Consider the following 15,684-nt stretch of genomic DNA (forward strand, 5'->3'; position numbering starts at 1 on the left):
TTCTGGGAGCAGACATGTTCTGCCAAAAGTGCAACTACTTGCTTGACCATCTTCACTCTGAATCTTGTCCGGAGTGCGGCCAACCCTTCGACCCGCAAAAACCTGATACATACCTCAACTCACCCAAACCCTCACACTGGCAACTTTACCGCCTCTGGTATTGGCGTGTAACCAAACTCTCCATCTGCATTATCATTATTTCCTGGGAAAACATCCTTGCGGAAGTATCACTCCTCATAACGCTCGGCACGATCATCACCCTCTACGCACTGCTAACCCTTCTTATTGACGCACCTTTCCTTGGACTACGTTGGTGCCTGCTTATGTCAAATCGCCCCAAGCAACCCCCCGTCTGAGCAACAAAAAAACTGGCCGCTCTAAAAGCGACCAGCATCATCATTTTCCTCAAGATCTTTCACCTCAAGTCCAACTTCTGGAGGTTAGTCGTACCGGAACACGCCCTTACGGAACGCATACATGTACGCAATAATCGTCGTTAACACAAAAAACAGCGCCCGACCCAAAAATAGCGTCGGCAATCCAAATGTCTCACTCGCCTCACCACCAAGCGCGCCGAAGTTTGCTGCCCACGGGTACAAGAACACGATCTCAACATCGAATAGCAAAAACGTCATCGCCACCACAAAGAACCGCACATTAAATCGGCGACGCGTCTCAGCAAGCGGGTTCACACCCGACTCATACACAATCCCCTTCTTCGCCCCAGTTCGACGAGGGCCAAGCATGTGCGTCATGACCAGATTGAACGCGCCGAACCCGATCGCCATGAGCAACAACACCCCCAGTGCTGCATATTGATTGAATTGATCTTCTGCTAAGAATGTCATCATGCTTCATATTCTATCGGCTTCCCCATTCCTGTCTAACCACCGCAAACAAGCCTGCCACTCCCAAAGGTGAGGCCCACCTTTCCACAGATGACACCTCCACAATGCCCCGATAAAATTCAACCATGCAGCAATACCTCGACCTCATGAAGCACGTCCTCGATCACGGCACCGACAAATCCGACCGCACCGGCACCGGCACCCGATCCATCTTCGGCCACCAACTCCGATTCAATCTCGATCCCCAAAATGGTGGCGGTTTCCCACTCGTTACCACCAAAAAATGCCACCTCCGCTCCATCATCCACGAGTTGCTCTGGTTCCTTAAAGGCTCAACCAACATCGCCTACCTCACCAAAAACAATGTCTCTATCTGGGACGAATGGGCAGATACCGATGGCAACCTCGGCCCGATCTACGGACATCAATGGCGCTCATGGCCCGCCCCCGATGGTAGCACCATCGACCAAATTCAAAATCTCTTGCACGATCTCACCCACAATCCTGATTCGCGCCGTCACATTGTTTCTGCATGGAACGTCGGCCAAATTGATGACATGGCCCTGCCACCCTGTCATGCCTTCTTCCAGTTTTATGTCCAGCCCCAGCAAGACGGCGGCCCGCCGCGCATTTCCTGCCAACTCTATCAGCGCTCTGCTGACATTTTCCTCGGCGTCCCCTTCAACATCGCTTCCTACGCCCTGCTCACCATGATGATCGCACAAGTCACCGGCTACCGGCCCGGCGACTTTGTCCATACCTTCGGCGATGCCCATCTCTACACCAACCACTTCGAACAAGCCAACCTTCAACTCACTCGCACCCCCCGCACACTTCCCACGATGAAGATCAACCCCGACGTGAAATCACTTTTCGATTTCACCTACGACGACTTCGAACTTTTAAATTACGATCCACATCCACACATCAAAGCTCCAGTTGCTGTATAACTCCTCAAACGCTCAAAATCACAAACAAACGTTCGCCAACAGTCTTTTACCAAAAACACCTAAAAATATAGCATCAAATCAATTCTCTTTCTCTCGCTTGTTTTATATGTGAATCAGAATACCTGCTGACAAACATTTCTTTTATCTTGCCAACAGATCCATTAAAGCTCCTTCCACAGAACACCGATCCTACCCCAACAGCAATGATGTAGAGCACGTTGCTGCACTTCTCCGGGATCCACTACTGCCTGTGTTTGTTTTATTAACCACACAGGAGGTCCAGGATCATGACACATTTCAAATTCACCATTGCCAAGCGTATTGCAGCCTTAGTGCTTGTTGTTACTGGCTTATCCGTTGTCGCCATCATAACTGCATTGGTAGGTGAAATCGAAATGAAACGCTGTGCTGTTGATACTATCTCAAAACGCATGACGGAAGCACATCGCTTGCGATTAAAAACCGCGGTTGAAACACAAGCCCATGTCCTCAGCCAATCGCTCGCCTCTATTGAAGACCCACAGGCTAAAAAAGACTATATTTCCAGTACATTACGCAACAATTTATATAGCAACACCGAAAACGAAAAGAACAAAACGGGATACTTCTTCGCCAGCGATGCAAACTACATCAACATTGCCATGCCCATCAAACCCGAGATGGAAGGCAAGACAATGGCCAACAGCATTGACGAAAACGGTGTACACGTCGCCCGTGACTTTACCGAAAAAGCGAAAAACGGTGGCGGCTACATTAAGTATCTCTGGCCCAAGAACGGCCAAAGCGGAACCTTCCCAAAACTGAGCTATACAACCATCATTCCCGGAACAGATTATGTACTTGGCTCCGGCGTTTATATTGATGATGTCCGGAAAGAAGCAGAAGCCGTCAATCAAAAGATGATCGAAACTCAAAACGCGAGCCTCATCACCGCCGCGACAGCAATCCTGATCTATCTCATAATAGTGGTCATTCCACTCGTGTACTGGATCGTTAAGAAAACACTGTTAAATCCGATCAAACAAATGATTGAACGATGCCAAGACCTTGCTGAAGGTGAAGGCGATCTGACCAAGCGTCTCGATGGACATGATCGTGATGAACTCGGCAAGCTCGCCCGGTGGATGAATCAATTCATTCAAAAAACACACGACACCATCCTTGATGTGAAGCATTCAACTCATGATGTCGCCAGTGCCGCTGCGGAAATCGCAGCTTCTAGTGAGGAAATGGCCATGGGTATGAACGAACAAAGCATTCAAATCAGTGAGGTCAGTACTGCCGTCACTGAAATGGCCGCAAGCGCCGAAGAGGCCTCTGGCCAAATGAGCAAAGCCGCCGTCAGTGCAAAAGATGCCGGTGATGTTGCCAACGAAGGTGGCGAAAAAGTCAATCAAACTATTAACGGTATGCAAACCATTCACAACTCCGTCATGCAAACCGCCACTGCAATTGAACAACTCGGACAACGCGGCGAACAGATCGGGCAAATCACCGAAGTCATCAATGACATCGCAGATCAAACCAATCTCCTCGCACTCAATGCCGCCATCGAAGCTGCCCGTGCAGGTGAGCATGGCCGTGGATTTGCAGTCGTCGCAGATGAAGTTCGTAAACTCGCCGACCGCACCACCACCGCCACACAAGAAATTACCGATTCCATCGCCACCATGCAAGATGAAACACGCACCGCAGTCTCTCAAATGAAGCAAGGCACTGAGGAAGTCGACCAAGGTGTTTCGATGGCTGAAGAAGCCGGCGTGCAACTCAACCACATCGTCACTCAATCTCAAAACATGCTCTCACTTATTGAGAACCTCGCCTCTACCTCCCGTGAACAGGCCAATGCTTGTGAACAAGCCACCGAGAATGTGACGCAAATCCGAACCATGGTCGAGCAATCATCCGAAGGCTCACAACAAGCATCTGAGGCCGCCGTCATGCTTTCCGAAAAAGCAGAGCATTTGCAGAAATTGGTCAGCCGATTCCAATTGGATGATGCTGCTTAAGCATAAGAGCCCCATCAGCAAAAAAGATGTGATCTATCCAGCTGTGATGCCATGCAATGACCGCATTTTTCCAGATTTCAAAACTGCCCGGAACCCCATAAGTCAGGCTCCAAAGGGGAAAATTTCACATTCAGGTCGTAATTTCTGAAGAACTGCCCTCCCTGTATACGAACCACCATCATCACGTTATAATGCCTCACCTGAAAACAAGGGCGATTAGCTCAGTTGGCTAGAGCAACTCGTTTACACCGAGTAGGTCACTGGTTCGAGTCCAGTATCGCCCATTTCTCTCCCCTCTCTGCGATGTCGATTGCAATTGAACATTCAGACATAATCAAACATCTTTTCATTACCCCGCGCTCCTGCGTACAATGTTGCCGTGATTATTGAGCGATTAAATATCCGTTCAAGTCATGTCTCGCCTTCAGTGGCCAATACAACTTGAACAACCACTCAGAAAGATTCGCCGAACATGTCTCTACCGATCGATACCACTTCTCACCTTGTTAAGCCTGGCCATCCCATTCATCTCAGCAACCTTCCAACCACACCCACTTTCGAGTTCGACAAAAAGGCCGCCAAAGCAGAATTTCACGAAGAAACCAAAAAACTCACACACTTGCAAGAGCTCATGTATGCCCAGGCAAAACACGCGGTCTTGATCATTCTGCAAGCCATGGATGCTGGCGGGAAAGACTCCACCATCCGCCACATCATGACCCCGATTAATCCCCAAGGCTGCCGCGTGCTTAACTTCAAAGCCCCCTCACCCTATGAACTTGAGCGCGATTACCTCTGGCGTATCCACCAGCACGTCCCTCCTAAAGGTTGCTTCTCTGTTTTCAACAGATCACACTACGAAGATGTTGTCACAGTCAATGTCAGCAATCTTGCGCCGGAAGAAATCTGGAAAAAACGATTCAATCACATTAATGCTTTCGAACAATTGCTAACCGATGAAGGCACACACGTTCTCAAATTCTTTCTCCATATCTCCAAAGACTACCAACATAAACGCTTGCAACGCAGACTTGATCGCCCAGACAAGCATTGGAAATTTGAACCTTCCGACCTGGTCGCCCGTGCCCACTGGAATGACTATATGGATGCCTACTCCGATGCCTTCAATCGCTGTTCTGTAAATGATGATGCCCCTTGGTACGTCATCCCCGCAGAAAATCGTACCTATCGCAATCTTACTATCATCAAAGTCATCAACGAGAAACTCGAATCTCTAGATATGCACTACCCCAAACCCAAGTACGATGTCTCGCAATACAATATCGACTGATTTAACAATCCGTTAGACACAAGAAGAGGATTTTGAAACCTTTTGTTCAGTATCTTCTGCCTTGCAATGCAATAACTGTTTCACCATCTCTTCTTTGATCCCACAAAGTTGTCGATCGGTGTAGAGCGGAAAAGACCAATCCCGTTTTGCAGCAATCTCACGATTCTTCACCCCTACTTTAGTCCGCCGAAGCTGTGCCCCTGCATTCTCCAAAACATCTTCATGGGCAACACCCAACTGCTCATTGATTTCATGCAACCGAAAGAACAATCCCCGTCGACGCTTACGATCCCGATCATCATCCATATGTGCCAGAATCTCCTGTTTTTCTAGCACCAAGCCACGATCTTCCACCATACCATTTAACAATCGATCAACATTATGCGGTGCATGGTGTGCATACCACACCGCCCTCTCTAAATCACCCTTCCCTGCCACTGGTACAGCCAAATCAAGCTGCAAGTCCGCCGTCACCAAAACCATCGGCCAAAGCCGCACCCCACGCCACCTCAACATCCATACTTCTGTAATTCGATCGTAAACATACCCGCCAGTTCCATGTACAAATAACCCCGACACATGCGATCGCATAAACGCTGTCAGCATCAACGCTCGTGGCAATAAATCATATTCATCCGTATCAATCACTTCACCCCGCTCATCAACTAACAAATGAATAGAATCCGCAATATCAACATATACCTTCTTGCGCGTCTGATTCATCCGCACTGCCCACAACGGCAGCTCCACCAACTCCCGTGACAACAATAATGGAGTAATCCCTGCTTGTGGATGCTCATACACCGCCCTGTTGTACTGCTGTACACAACCTGCCGGGTCACGCATCATCTCATTAATCATGTTTCGGTAAGATGCTAATTTCGGAAAATCTGATGCGAACAATAGCGACATCCGCCCAACATACGGAGTCATCAATCGCATCTGCACCACGGCGATTTGTTCTGCGAGCGATCGGCAATCCGGCAAATCTGACCAAGCCGCAAGCATCCCGCTCTTCATTGGTTCAGGCAAAAGCTGTAAATGTCTCTTCACTTCACAAACATCCACTGCAGGCTGATACCCTATCGGTATTGTCGATGAATGCGGTGCAAGCCGAATCGTCTGCGTCAGCAATTCATCTTTCTGAATAATCGGAAACTTAATCGACAGTGCTTCGTGCGCATCCTGATCCACCACCAAATGAAGCGCATGCCCGCCAAGCCGTTCCGCCATCATCCCGACTGCTACATCTTTTGCTAAGATCCCCGGATGCCAGAACCACCCCTGATGCCCCGTTGCAATCACATCTTCTCCCAAAACCCCTTGCCTTATAGGATCAGATCCCAATCGCTCGGCATGTCCATTGATACAACCTACAATATCATCGTCAGCTCTAGATGATGTATCGCTACCTCTGCTCTTCTCAGGCAGCACCCATGTTTCCAAAGCTGGTTCAATCGTGATTTTCATAGGCTAATCAACGGTTAGGCATGATCCGCTTTGTTATTTTGCTGACATCGCGCTTTGTGTCGCTTTCTGCTTATGCTCGTGTGCTGCGGCTTGCTCACCCGGCGTCGGCGAGTGACCCAACAAGCAATCACATGGCTTGTTAAACACATCAGGGTACTTCGCTAGCTCATCACAAAACACTTCACGATAAACCGCGATCCGGTGAGCTGCATCATCAAGCTTACCACCAAACGATCGATTCGGGTCATTGTAAATCAAACGTATTGGCACCTCCGACACTCGCAGATCATGCGCCGCCGCCTGCACCCAAAACTGAAGCGGGATTGCATACCCATCCTGAGTAATCTCAAGCTCGTGCAGCGAAGAAACACGAAACGCCTTAAACCCGCAAAACGCATCGGTAATACTCATGTCCAGATGATCATTCACCCAGTGCGTTACCGTCATATTGATATGACGTCGATCCTCTGGCGGAAGATCGCACGCTAACTGGCAATTCAAATACCTCGAACCCGAAATCACATCTGCATCATCACGTTTGATCGCCTCATAAAAATCCGGCAACGATCGTGGCTCATGTTGCTCATCACAATCCATCGTGATTAGCCAGTCATAGCCATAACACTGCGCCCAACGGAACGCATCTTGAATCGATCGACCATAGCCAAGATTTTCTTTATGCCGCACCACATCCACCGGATGCTTCGCAATCATGCACGGCGTCGCATCCGACGATCCATCATCCACAATTAAAATATCGTCCGCATACCGCGAAACTTCCGCCAGTACCTTGTCTACATACTTTTGCTCGTTGTAAACGGGTATCGCAACCAAAATCCGCATCTATAACATCTCCTGTTCCGCCGCGCTTTCATATTGATGCTGACGCAGCCAGCATCTTCCATACACCCGAAAATCGGGGTCACAGTGGATCATACATTGTAGTCTCCCAAACAACTCGGCAACCACACCAAAGGCGTAGCACCAGTCAATCGGGCCGTCTAAATCAATCGCGCCGCAGAACAATCCAACAACAACGGAGCATCTCGTTTTATTTCAAAACCTGATACTCCTTCATATAATCGCCCTCACGTTACTTCAGCCACCATTTTTGACAACGCCTCAAGCTGCACCAACGACAACTGTTCGGGTCGCACCTCAGGGGAAATGCCTTCCGGATACGCCAAATCACGCCCCAGTACTGACCCAATCTGTTTACGGCGTTTTTGAAACAGCTTGTGTACCAAATCCGAGAACCGCTCAAGATCATCCGTCAGCGGTTTCTCCCGTCGCGTCAATTGAACCACCGCTGATGCAATCTTCGGCGCGGGCCAAAAGCACGACGGCGGCAACGTACTCACGTGCCTCGCCTCATACAACGCCTGTATCACAATTCCTAATGGGCCATAATCTTTCGAGCCTGGCCCTGCCGCCAACCGATCCGCTACCTCTTTCTGCACCATCACCACCGCCGCTTGCATGTTCGGCATCTGCTGCGCCAAATTCACCAGCAGCGGCGACGCCACGTTGTACGGTAAATTCGCAATCAGCTTAAATCCTCGCCCCGCAATGAGCTCACTCACTTCTGGTGCAAGCACATGCTTACTCGCCAACACCGAGCCCACGTACAACCTGAACCGCTCCCCATACTTCCCAAGCCGTTCCTCTAAGATCGGCCGCATATCCTTGTCAATCTCAACTGCCACGACATTCGCACCAGTCTCCAGTAAAAACTCTGTCAGCGCCCCCGTCCCCGGTCCAACTTCCAAAATCACACCACCGCCCCTGCTCTCCGTACCAATCTCTGCCGCATCAATAATCCGCTCAAGATGATTGTGGTCATGCAAAAAATTTTGCCCGAATTTTTTCTTCGGCGACAGCCCATGCACATCCAATAGTGATTTAATTTCGGAAAGTGATTGAACCATTGGGATATGTTAGCTGAAATCAACACGGTAAGACACTGTCGGCAGTCACTGTTTAAATCGTGGGATGTCCGTTCGAAGGTTATCACCCTTTCTGATCAAGTGGATTGCCGCCGACGAATCATTGAACGATCCGCAAACGTCATGACGCGTAGTAATTCGGAAACCCATCTTCTACAACCTAGCTCAAACCAGCTTTTCATGACATAAAAAAACCTGAAAACACTTTCGTGCTGCCAGGCTTTGTAAATACAGATTGAGCAAACTTATTTAGGATTTTAACTCCGTATCTCACGACCCCTTCTTAGCACTAGCAAAGCTAGCGACCCTAAACCGAACACTGCAGCACTAGGGGTCGGCACCGGAATCACGCCCGCTTCAACCAATTCATCATGCGAAGCAAATCCAAATTCAACACCACCATACAGGTTGTTTTCGATACCCTGCGTAAAGAAATCACCCTGATCGTTGTAAACAAATACTAAGCTGATTGGGTCTTCACCAATCGCACCAATGTCATCTATAAGCGGATCGGCATCAGCATCAGCAACAGCTAACGAATCGCCATATGTAAACGGAGATACATTACTGAAGTAACTTGACACACTACCCAGATCATCAATTAGACGCGCCACATCTGATTCAGCTGTATAGTGACCGAGAAGTGCATATTCATGACCAACTTGAGCCGCTACCGGGCTGTCCAAGTCATAAAATTCCCATGACTCGTCAACGTCCGCAACGTCAGTCACACTGGCAACAATTTCACCGGTCGTCAGGTTATAAAGCGATACCGTTTCTGTCGCGCCTGTCGCGCCGGAAATCTTACCTAACTCGGTAAAGTAATAACCTGCTTCATCAACAACGAATGAATAACCCGCTGTTATTTCCGATCTTAAATTTGGATCAGGGCTGTCACCACCAACATTGTTCGATGGAATGATGTATCCAGAATCACCTGTCACATCAACAATAATGCGCGTCGATGCTGCAAGCAATTCCGAAGAAATTGCGAGCGGAGCAACCGCGCTAGCCGCATAGCATAGATGTTTTATCATGCGTCTTTGTTTCACACCAAACTCCTTTTATGTGCCCCAAAATGAATCTATATATCTGTCATTCGAGGAGCAATCGCCAGCGTGCTACACCACACACTTAGTCTCAATTTATATTTTGATGTGTAGCAAACAACAGATTGACGTCTCAAATCCCTGCTCCACCCATCAATCTAAACTTGCCACATTCGCATGACTGCTCAACAAATAAAACAACCATGCGTGTTTGTAACCGTGCTGAATCAAAGCTCAATCAAATTCGTTACTTAAAGCTGCTAGTGCAAACTAAAATCTCGAGTGAACTTTATACGTTTAAAAAACCCGTCGGTAATTAAAGAACCAATTTGATGAACAATCCAACAACTAACCGATGTTTTTCACTTCGTCTTTCATCTTAGTCACGCATGTCTCACGCTCACCAGACACACCTATCTGATGACTACAACCGGCGCGTCACCATGCCATTATGCTACTTATCGAATGACTACCCGTTACTTCCCTTACAACGTTAGGAACACCGAAAGCAACTTTGTCTATCAAGACAATCACTTTCCAATCCATTCGTTAGGCCTTCCTCCGCCGCTCAAAACCGTTACCAAACTCTCGTATATTTACCCCACAACTCGCGATCCGACCCCGCTCCATTTAAGATACCCCGTATGAAGATTCGTAAACTGTCAACACTGCTCATCAACCAGATTGCTGCCGGCGAAGTCATCGAACGCCCGGCAAGCGTGGTGAAAGAGCTTGTCGAAAATAGTATTGATGCGGGCGCGACGCAGATTGATGTGGTGGTGGAAGATGGTGGCCGCCAGCTCATCCGTATCAGCGACAACGGTGCTGGCATCGTCCCAAACGAAATGCACCTCGCCGTCTCCCCGCATGCTACCAGCAAACTCGTCGAACCCAAAGACCTCGAAGCGATCATGACCCTTGGCTTTCGCGGCGAAGCCCTCGCCTCCATCGCCTCGGTCTCTCGACTTAAACTCACCTCCCGCTCCACTCGTGATGGCAAAACCGACGAAGCCGGACACTACCTCGAAGTCGCCGGCGACAAACTAGGTGAGCCCACCCCATGCTCCTGCGCACCCGGCACCACCATCGAAGTGCGCGACCTATTTTTCAATACTCCCGCCCGCCGTAAGTTCATGCGACAATCCGGCACCGAATTCAGCCACATCAACGACGCTGTCATCCGCATCGCCATGATCCACAGTGAAGTCGGATTCAAACTCCAACACAACGGCCGCAAAGTTATCGACCTCCCACCTCATCAAGAAAAAGCCCAGCGCGTCATCGGACTCGTCGGCAAAGAGCTCCGCGACGGACTTCTCGAATTCTCCAAACAAGACCTCCCCGAACACGGCGGCGCCAAACTTTGGGGCATGGCCGGACTCCCGGAAATCGCTAGAAAAACAGGCAAATTTCTCTACCTCTGCCTCAACGGACGTGTCATCAAAGATCGCTCATTGCTACACGCTGTCAAAGAAGCCTACCGCGGCCTGCTCGCCCCCGAACTCACCCCCGTCGCTATCATCTTCCTCGACATGCCCCCCGAAGACGTTGACGTCAATGTCCACCCGACCAAAGCCGAGGTACGCTTCCGCAAGCCCCGTCAATACCACGGGCTCATCTATTCCGCGATTAGAGACTGCCTTATCCAACACGACCTCATGCCGACCGCCCAACTCGATGACGGCCGCGTCGCAAAGTTCAAAGCCCCACTTCGTGAAGAAGACAAACAAAACGAAGCCGAAGCCACCCAAGCCTTCGTCGACTATTTCAAAGAAATGGCCCCCAAACAAAAGGGGTTCGCTTTCCAGCAAGTCCGCAACGCTATCACCGACGAAATCAAAAAACAAGATGATACGCCGCTCTTGAAAGAAGCCGGATTGGCTAACGATTCGTTTGTCCAAGCCATTCAAAACAATGCCGCTGACACTACCGAACCAATCCTACCAACAACAAACTCACCTTGCATAGAAACACTCAGTACCTCAAGCTTAGCCGCCCAACCCATCAGGATTCTACAAGTCCACAACAGCTATGTCGTCACGGAAGACGAGCAAGGCATGATCATCATCGACCAGCATGCTCTACACGAACGGATCATGTTTGAAAAGCTGCGTAAGCGCGTGTTGGGTGATAAAAAAAGCTTGGAAAGCCAACGATTATTGATGCCCGCCATCGTCGACGCCGGCTCAAGTGAGCAAGATGCACTCGCCGAACTCAAACCCTTACTCGACAAGCTTGGCATCGAAATCGAGCCCATCGGGCCACACGTCGTCGCCGTCCAAGCATTCCCCAGCTTCCTTTTCTCCCGTAATGTTGAGGCCGAACCTTTCGTCAAGGAACTGATCGATAAAGCACTGGAAGGCGATCTCCGTGTGAGTGACCCTGCCGCTGAAGAAAATGCGCTCAGTGAAGTGCTCGACATGATGAGTTGTAAGGCAGCCGTAAAAGCTGGCGACAACATGAGCGAAGAAGAACTTGCCGCCCTGCTCGCCCAACGTGAAGAGATTGAACGCAGCAGTTCCTGTCCCCACGGCCGACCCACCTCACTACGCCTCTCACTCAAAGATCTCGAAAAACAATTCGGTCGCAGCTAACCTTCGCGCGACTCGACCGCCTTCACCAACTGCACCGCCAACTTCAAGAAACACGCCACCGCCATCACCAACCCACCCGCCAGACTTGCCTGCAAAATCGTGGGCCAAATCAAATCGCCAGGCAACCAGTACATCGCCCAAAACACATACGACACCCATCCCACCACCGCGAACACGATCAAGAAATTCGCCACCAACTCCGACAGCCGTTCGCCTTCAAACAGCTTCTTAATTGACGCGCCCACATCAATGTAATGTTGCTCCGCCGTCGACCCATTATTCCCCGTCGCTCGATCCGTCTTCCCAAGCTCCAAAATGTCGCCCACTGGCACAACAGCCAAACCCTGTGAAGCCAAAACCGCTGCCTCCCCCGTATCCACTGACACGATCTCTAGCCCCTGCCGGATCAGCGCGCCAGTCGCCTCTCCTGCTGACCCTGCCTCAATTGCATACATCTGCTCACTCTGCGTTTTCGAATTACGTGTCGTCACCATAAAAATTGGCATCATGAACCTCCTGAATCCAAGTGTCACCTCAACAAGTACTCCAAACTATCATGTAAGAAAGTCGCGCCACGAACAAGGTTCCGCACGTTGACGCTTCACTTTTATAAAACGATTCTGACTCAGCCTTCCAAAAAGTAGAAATCCATATCAAGATGCCTATGATTAGGACAAACCCTTGCGCAAGTTTATGAGGCCGACAGCAATGTCACACCCTGAACACGACCGATAGATCCATTAGAAACCCGCCTCAAGGGGCCAAAAGCGGGCCAGATTCAACGGTTCCTAACATTCAAAACTTGACGAAGCCGCCAAAGCCGTTATTCTTTGCCGACTACAGCGAAATGTACCTATCGGTGCGCCAAGCGCTCAATTTTTCGGCAAGTGCAGCGGCTACAGGGATTTACAGGGTCACCCCGGGCACCAAGGCGGTTGGAGATTGGGCTTACGCAACGCAATATCCCTGCTCTTAACGGTCAAACTTGACCGCGAGCAGCGATCCTCGCTCGGCTTGGTGATACGGCACATGCTAGGGGAAAGATAATCCGACCTCCGTCGGTTTACATACGATTCATAATTCAAGATTAACGCTACGGCCTCCACACGGAACCGCGGCGAATTTGGACAGGGCAGGATATGATCCTCCCGTCACACTTTTTGGAAGAACTTTAATATAGAAGGCGTAACGGTATGAGCACCGCAACACAAGCTCCTAAAGGCAAACTTGGTCGCTTGGACATGACCCGCAACTTCGGCATCTGCGCACACATCGATGCCGGCAAAACCACCGTCTCCGAGCGAATCCTCTACTACACCGGCAAGAGCTACAAGATCGGTGAAGTCCACGAAGGCACCGCCACCATGGACCACCTCGAGGACGAGCAACAGCGCGGCATTACCATCCAGTCTGCCGCAACCACCTGCCCTTGGACCTTCGGCGGCATTGACTACACGCTCAACCTCATCGACACCCCAGGCCACGTCGACTTCACTATGGAAGTCGAACGCTCTATGCGTGTCCTCGACGGCGCAGTCGTCGTCTTTGACGGCAAGGAAGGCGTCGAAGCTCAGTCCGAAACCGTTTGGCGTCAGGCCGACCGCTACGGCGTCCCACGTATCTGCTTCATCAATAAGATGGACAAGATGGGTGCTGACTTCGAGTTCTCCTACGGCACACTCATCGAACGCCTCGGTGCTCCCGTCGTTCCCGTGCAGTACCCCATCGGTGCTGCCAACGACTTTGAAGGCGTCATCGACCTGCTCACCATGCGAGCATTCTACTTCTCCAAAGACGACATGGGTTCCACCGTCACCGAGAAAGACATCCCAGCCGAATACGAAGAAAAAGCCAAAGAGTGGCACCACAAGATGGTCGAAGCTGCAGCTGAGCTTGATGACACGCTCACCGAAAAATTCCTGATGGAAGAAGAAATCTCCGTCGAGGAAATCAAGGCCGCACTCCGTGCCGCAACACTCGCACAAAAAGCACACCCCGTTTTCTGCGGTTCAGCCCTCCAGAACATCGGCGTGCAGAAGCTCATCGACGGCGTCATCGAATACCTGCCAAATCCAACCGAAGTGCCCGAAACACAAGGCACCGACGTCCGTGACGCAGAAAAGAAAATGACCCGCCCGCACAGCGAAGACGCACCGCTTTCCGCACTCGTCTTCAAGATCGTCAACGACGCACACGGCGACCTGACCTACGTCCGTGTCTACTCCGGCGTGCTGGAAAAAGGCACCCGCGTACTCAACTCCAACAACGGCAAGAAAGAAATCGTCAGCCGCATCTTCGAGATGCACTCCAAAGAGCGTATTGCTCGTGACGAAGCCAAAGCAGGCGAAATCGTCGCGGTCGTCGGACTTAAGCAGTCCTTCACTGGCGAAACGCTCTGCGATGCCAATGATCCGATCGTCCTTGACCGCATGGAATTCCCTGACCCAGTGATCTCCATGTCCATCGAGCCCGCAAGTGCTGGCGACAAAGAAAAGCTCGCTGTCGCACTCTCCACCATCCGCCGCGAAGACCCATCCTTCCAATACCACTACGACGAAGAAACCGGCGAGACCATCATCGCAGGCATGGGTGAACTTCACCTGGACATCATCACCACTAAGCTCACACGTGACATGAAAATCGGTGTCAACGTCGGCCAGCCACGCGTGGCCTACCGCGAAACCATCAAGGGTACCGCCGAATCCCGCGGCATCCACAAGAAACAGTCCGGTGGTCGTGGTCAGTTCGGCGATGCAACCATCATCGTCTCACCCATCACCGAAGAAGAAGCTGCCGAACAGGAATTGGTTTACAAGGACGGCGTCGCCTTCCAAGACTCCATCACCGGCGGTGCCATCCCACGTGAATACATCCCGTCCGTCGGCGTCGGTGCCCGTGCGACCGCACTCGGCGGTGTCCTCGCTGGCTACCCGATGCTCGGCGTTAAGGTCGAAGTCATCGACGGTAAGTACCACGATGTTGACTCCTCGCAACTCGCCTTCGAAATGGCTGGTTCTATCGGTTTCAAGGAAGCAACCCGTAAGGCTGGCCTTGTATTGCTTGAGCCGATCATGAAGGTTTCTGTGACAACGCCTGACGAATTCTTGGGTAATGTCACCGGTGACCTCAACCGCCGCCGTGCACTCATTGCCGACACTGAACAGCGAGGGAATACCCGTATCGTCACCGCCGAAGCACCGCTTTCGGAAATGTTCGGTTACTCGAACACGTTGCGTGGTATGTCGCAAGGCCGGGCATCATATTCCATGGAGCCACTTGACTATCGCCCCGTTCCGGATAATATTGCTAAGCAGATCATCGAAGGCGAAGAGTCTAAGTGATCCATTAAATAGCCAACCACCTTTCTCGCTTCTATAGCGAGACCCCAACCGCAAGCCCACGCCATCCCCACGGCGTGGGCTTTTTATATACCTTAACCAAGCACATCAACAGCTTCTCAATCGATATACTACAGATACATTTGTTTTGATTGTCGTCTCATCTCAACGCTTATCCGGATATCTGTC

12 protein-coding genes and 1 tRNA gene are annotated in these 15,684 nt (G+C 50.6%); 7 read left to right on the forward strand and 6 right to left on the reverse strand.

Going from position 1 to position 15,684, the window contains the following annotated elements:
* The first annotated feature begins 14 nt into the window (after positions 1-14).
* On the forward strand, positions 15-356 hold the full coding sequence (locus tag ACQ6WK_RS13210) for a hypothetical protein (protein ID WP_432797849.1): 342 nt from the start codon (positions 15-17) through the stop codon (positions 354-356).
* Positions 357-440: 84 nt separating this feature from the next.
* On the opposite strand, the gene ACQ6WK_RS13215 is transcribed toward ACQ6WK_RS13210, so the two are convergent.
* Positions 441-851 carry an NADH-quinone oxidoreductase subunit A gene (locus ACQ6WK_RS13215; RefSeq protein WP_432797850.1) on the reverse strand — a complete coding sequence of 137 codons (411 nt, stop codon included), beginning with the start codon at positions 849-851 and terminating at the stop codon, positions 441-443.
* Positions 852-973: 122 nt separating this feature from the next.
* Here ACQ6WK_RS13215 and ACQ6WK_RS13220 point away from each other — a divergent pair, with 122 nt between their 5' ends.
* The 4 genes from ACQ6WK_RS13220 to ACQ6WK_RS13235 all read left to right on the forward strand — a co-directional run bounded on the left by ACQ6WK_RS13220 (position 974) and on the right by ACQ6WK_RS13235 (position 5,098).
* Positions 974-1,798, forward strand: a complete 825-nt coding sequence (locus tag ACQ6WK_RS13220) for a thymidylate synthase (RefSeq protein ID WP_432797851.1) — start codon at positions 974-976, stop codon at positions 1,796-1,798.
* A 287-nt stretch (positions 1,799-2,085) separates the two neighbouring features.
* Entirely contained in the window at positions 2,086-3,807 is a 1,722-nt protein-coding gene (locus ACQ6WK_RS13225) for a methyl-accepting chemotaxis protein (RefSeq protein WP_432797852.1), read from the forward strand.
* A 210-nt stretch (positions 3,808-4,017) separates the two neighbouring features.
* A tRNA-Val gene (locus ACQ6WK_RS13230) sits at positions 4,018-4,091 on the forward strand.
* Between the two features lie 188 nt (positions 4,092-4,279).
* A complete protein-coding gene (locus ACQ6WK_RS13235) occupies positions 4,280-5,098 on the forward strand; it encodes a PPK2 family polyphosphate kinase (RefSeq protein ID WP_432797853.1) in 819 nt (272 codons plus the stop codon).
* Positions 5,099-5,110: 12 nt separating this feature from the next.
* Here the strand turns inward: ACQ6WK_RS13235 and ACQ6WK_RS13240 are convergent, their stop codons facing one another.
* The 4 genes from ACQ6WK_RS13240 to ACQ6WK_RS13255 form a co-directional block, all read right to left on the reverse strand.
* Entirely contained in the window at positions 5,111-6,568 is a 1,458-nt protein-coding gene (locus ACQ6WK_RS13240; protein WP_432797854.1) for a hypothetical protein, read from the reverse strand.
* A gap of 33 nt (positions 6,569-6,601) precedes the next feature.
* Positions 6,602-7,411 carry a glycosyltransferase family 2 protein gene (locus ACQ6WK_RS13245; protein WP_432797855.1) on the reverse strand — a complete coding sequence of 270 codons (810 nt, stop codon included), beginning with the start codon at positions 7,409-7,411 and terminating at the stop codon, positions 6,602-6,604.
* A gap of 245 nt (positions 7,412-7,656) precedes the next feature.
* A complete protein-coding gene (gene rsmA / locus ACQ6WK_RS13250) occupies positions 7,657-8,496 on the reverse strand; it encodes a 16S rRNA (adenine(1518)-N(6)/adenine(1519)-N(6))-dimethyltransferase RsmA (RefSeq protein ID WP_432797856.1) in 840 nt (279 codons plus the stop codon).
* Between the two features lie 275 nt (positions 8,497-8,771).
* Positions 8,772-9,566, reverse strand: coding sequence for a hypothetical protein (locus ACQ6WK_RS13255; RefSeq protein ID WP_432797857.1), 795 nt, complete (start codon positions 9,564-9,566; stop codon positions 8,772-8,774).
* A 641-nt stretch (positions 9,567-10,207) separates the two neighbouring features.
* Between ACQ6WK_RS13255 and mutL the strand changes: the two genes are divergently transcribed.
* Complete coding sequence (gene mutL, locus ACQ6WK_RS13260) at positions 10,208-12,157, forward strand: DNA mismatch repair endonuclease MutL (protein ID WP_432797858.1); 1,950 nt, start codon at positions 10,208-10,210, stop codon at positions 12,155-12,157.
* Here mutL and ACQ6WK_RS13265 read toward each other — a convergent pair.
* Positions 12,154-12,663, reverse strand: coding sequence for a hypothetical protein (locus ACQ6WK_RS13265; protein WP_432797859.1), 510 nt, complete (start codon positions 12,661-12,663; stop codon positions 12,154-12,156). The genes mutL and ACQ6WK_RS13265 overlap by 4 nt on opposite strands.
* Before the next feature lie 687 nt (positions 12,664-13,350).
* Here ACQ6WK_RS13265 and fusA point away from each other — a divergent pair.
* Positions 13,351-15,498, forward strand: a complete 2,148-nt coding sequence (fusA, locus tag ACQ6WK_RS13270; RefSeq protein ID WP_432797860.1) for an elongation factor G — start codon at positions 13,351-13,353, stop codon at positions 15,496-15,498.
* Positions 15,499-15,684: the final 186 nt, after the last annotated feature.

The organism is Poriferisphaera sp. WC338 (genome assembly GCF_050931845.1).
Taxonomy (GTDB): Bacteria; Planctomycetota; Phycisphaerae; order Phycisphaerales; family Phycisphaeraceae; genus Poriferisphaera.

What these genes read in the sequence shown, in the direction of transcription:
- ACQ6WK_RS13210 (WP_432797849.1), top strand. Translation starts at nt 15, where the DNA reads ATGTTCTGCCAAAAGTGCAACTACTTGCTTGACCATCTTCACTCTGAA.
- ACQ6WK_RS13215 (WP_432797850.1), bottom strand. Translation starts at nt 851, where the DNA reads ATGATGACATTCTTAGCAGAAGATCAATTCAATCAATATGCAGCACTG.
- ACQ6WK_RS13220 (WP_432797851.1), top strand. Translation starts at nt 974, where the DNA reads ATGCAGCAATACCTCGACCTCATGAAGCACGTCCTCGATCACGGCACC.
- ACQ6WK_RS13225 (WP_432797852.1), top strand. Translation starts at nt 2,086, where the DNA reads ATGACACATTTCAAATTCACCATTGCCAAGCGTATTGCAGCCTTAGTG.
- ACQ6WK_RS13235 (WP_432797853.1), top strand. Translation starts at nt 4,280, where the DNA reads ATGTCTCTACCGATCGATACCACTTCTCACCTTGTTAAGCCTGGCCAT.
- ACQ6WK_RS13240 (WP_432797854.1), bottom strand. Translation starts at nt 6,568, where the DNA reads ATGAAAATCACGATTGAACCAGCTTTGGAAACATGGGTGCTGCCTGAG.
- ACQ6WK_RS13245 (WP_432797855.1), bottom strand. Translation starts at nt 7,411, where the DNA reads ATGCGGATTTTGGTTGCGATACCCGTTTACAACGAGCAAAAGTATGTA.
- rsmA (WP_432797856.1), bottom strand. Translation starts at nt 8,496, where the DNA reads ATGGTTCAATCACTTTCCGAAATTAAATCACTATTGGATGTGCATGGG.
- mutL (WP_432797858.1), top strand. Translation starts at nt 10,208, where the DNA reads ATGAAGATTCGTAAACTGTCAACACTGCTCATCAACCAGATTGCTGCC.
- ACQ6WK_RS13265 (WP_432797859.1), bottom strand. Translation starts at nt 12,663, where the DNA reads ATGCCAATTTTTATGGTGACGACACGTAATTCGAAAACGCAGAGTGAG.
- fusA (WP_432797860.1), top strand. Translation starts at nt 13,351, where the DNA reads ATGAGCACCGCAACACAAGCTCCTAAAGGCAAACTTGGTCGCTTGGAC.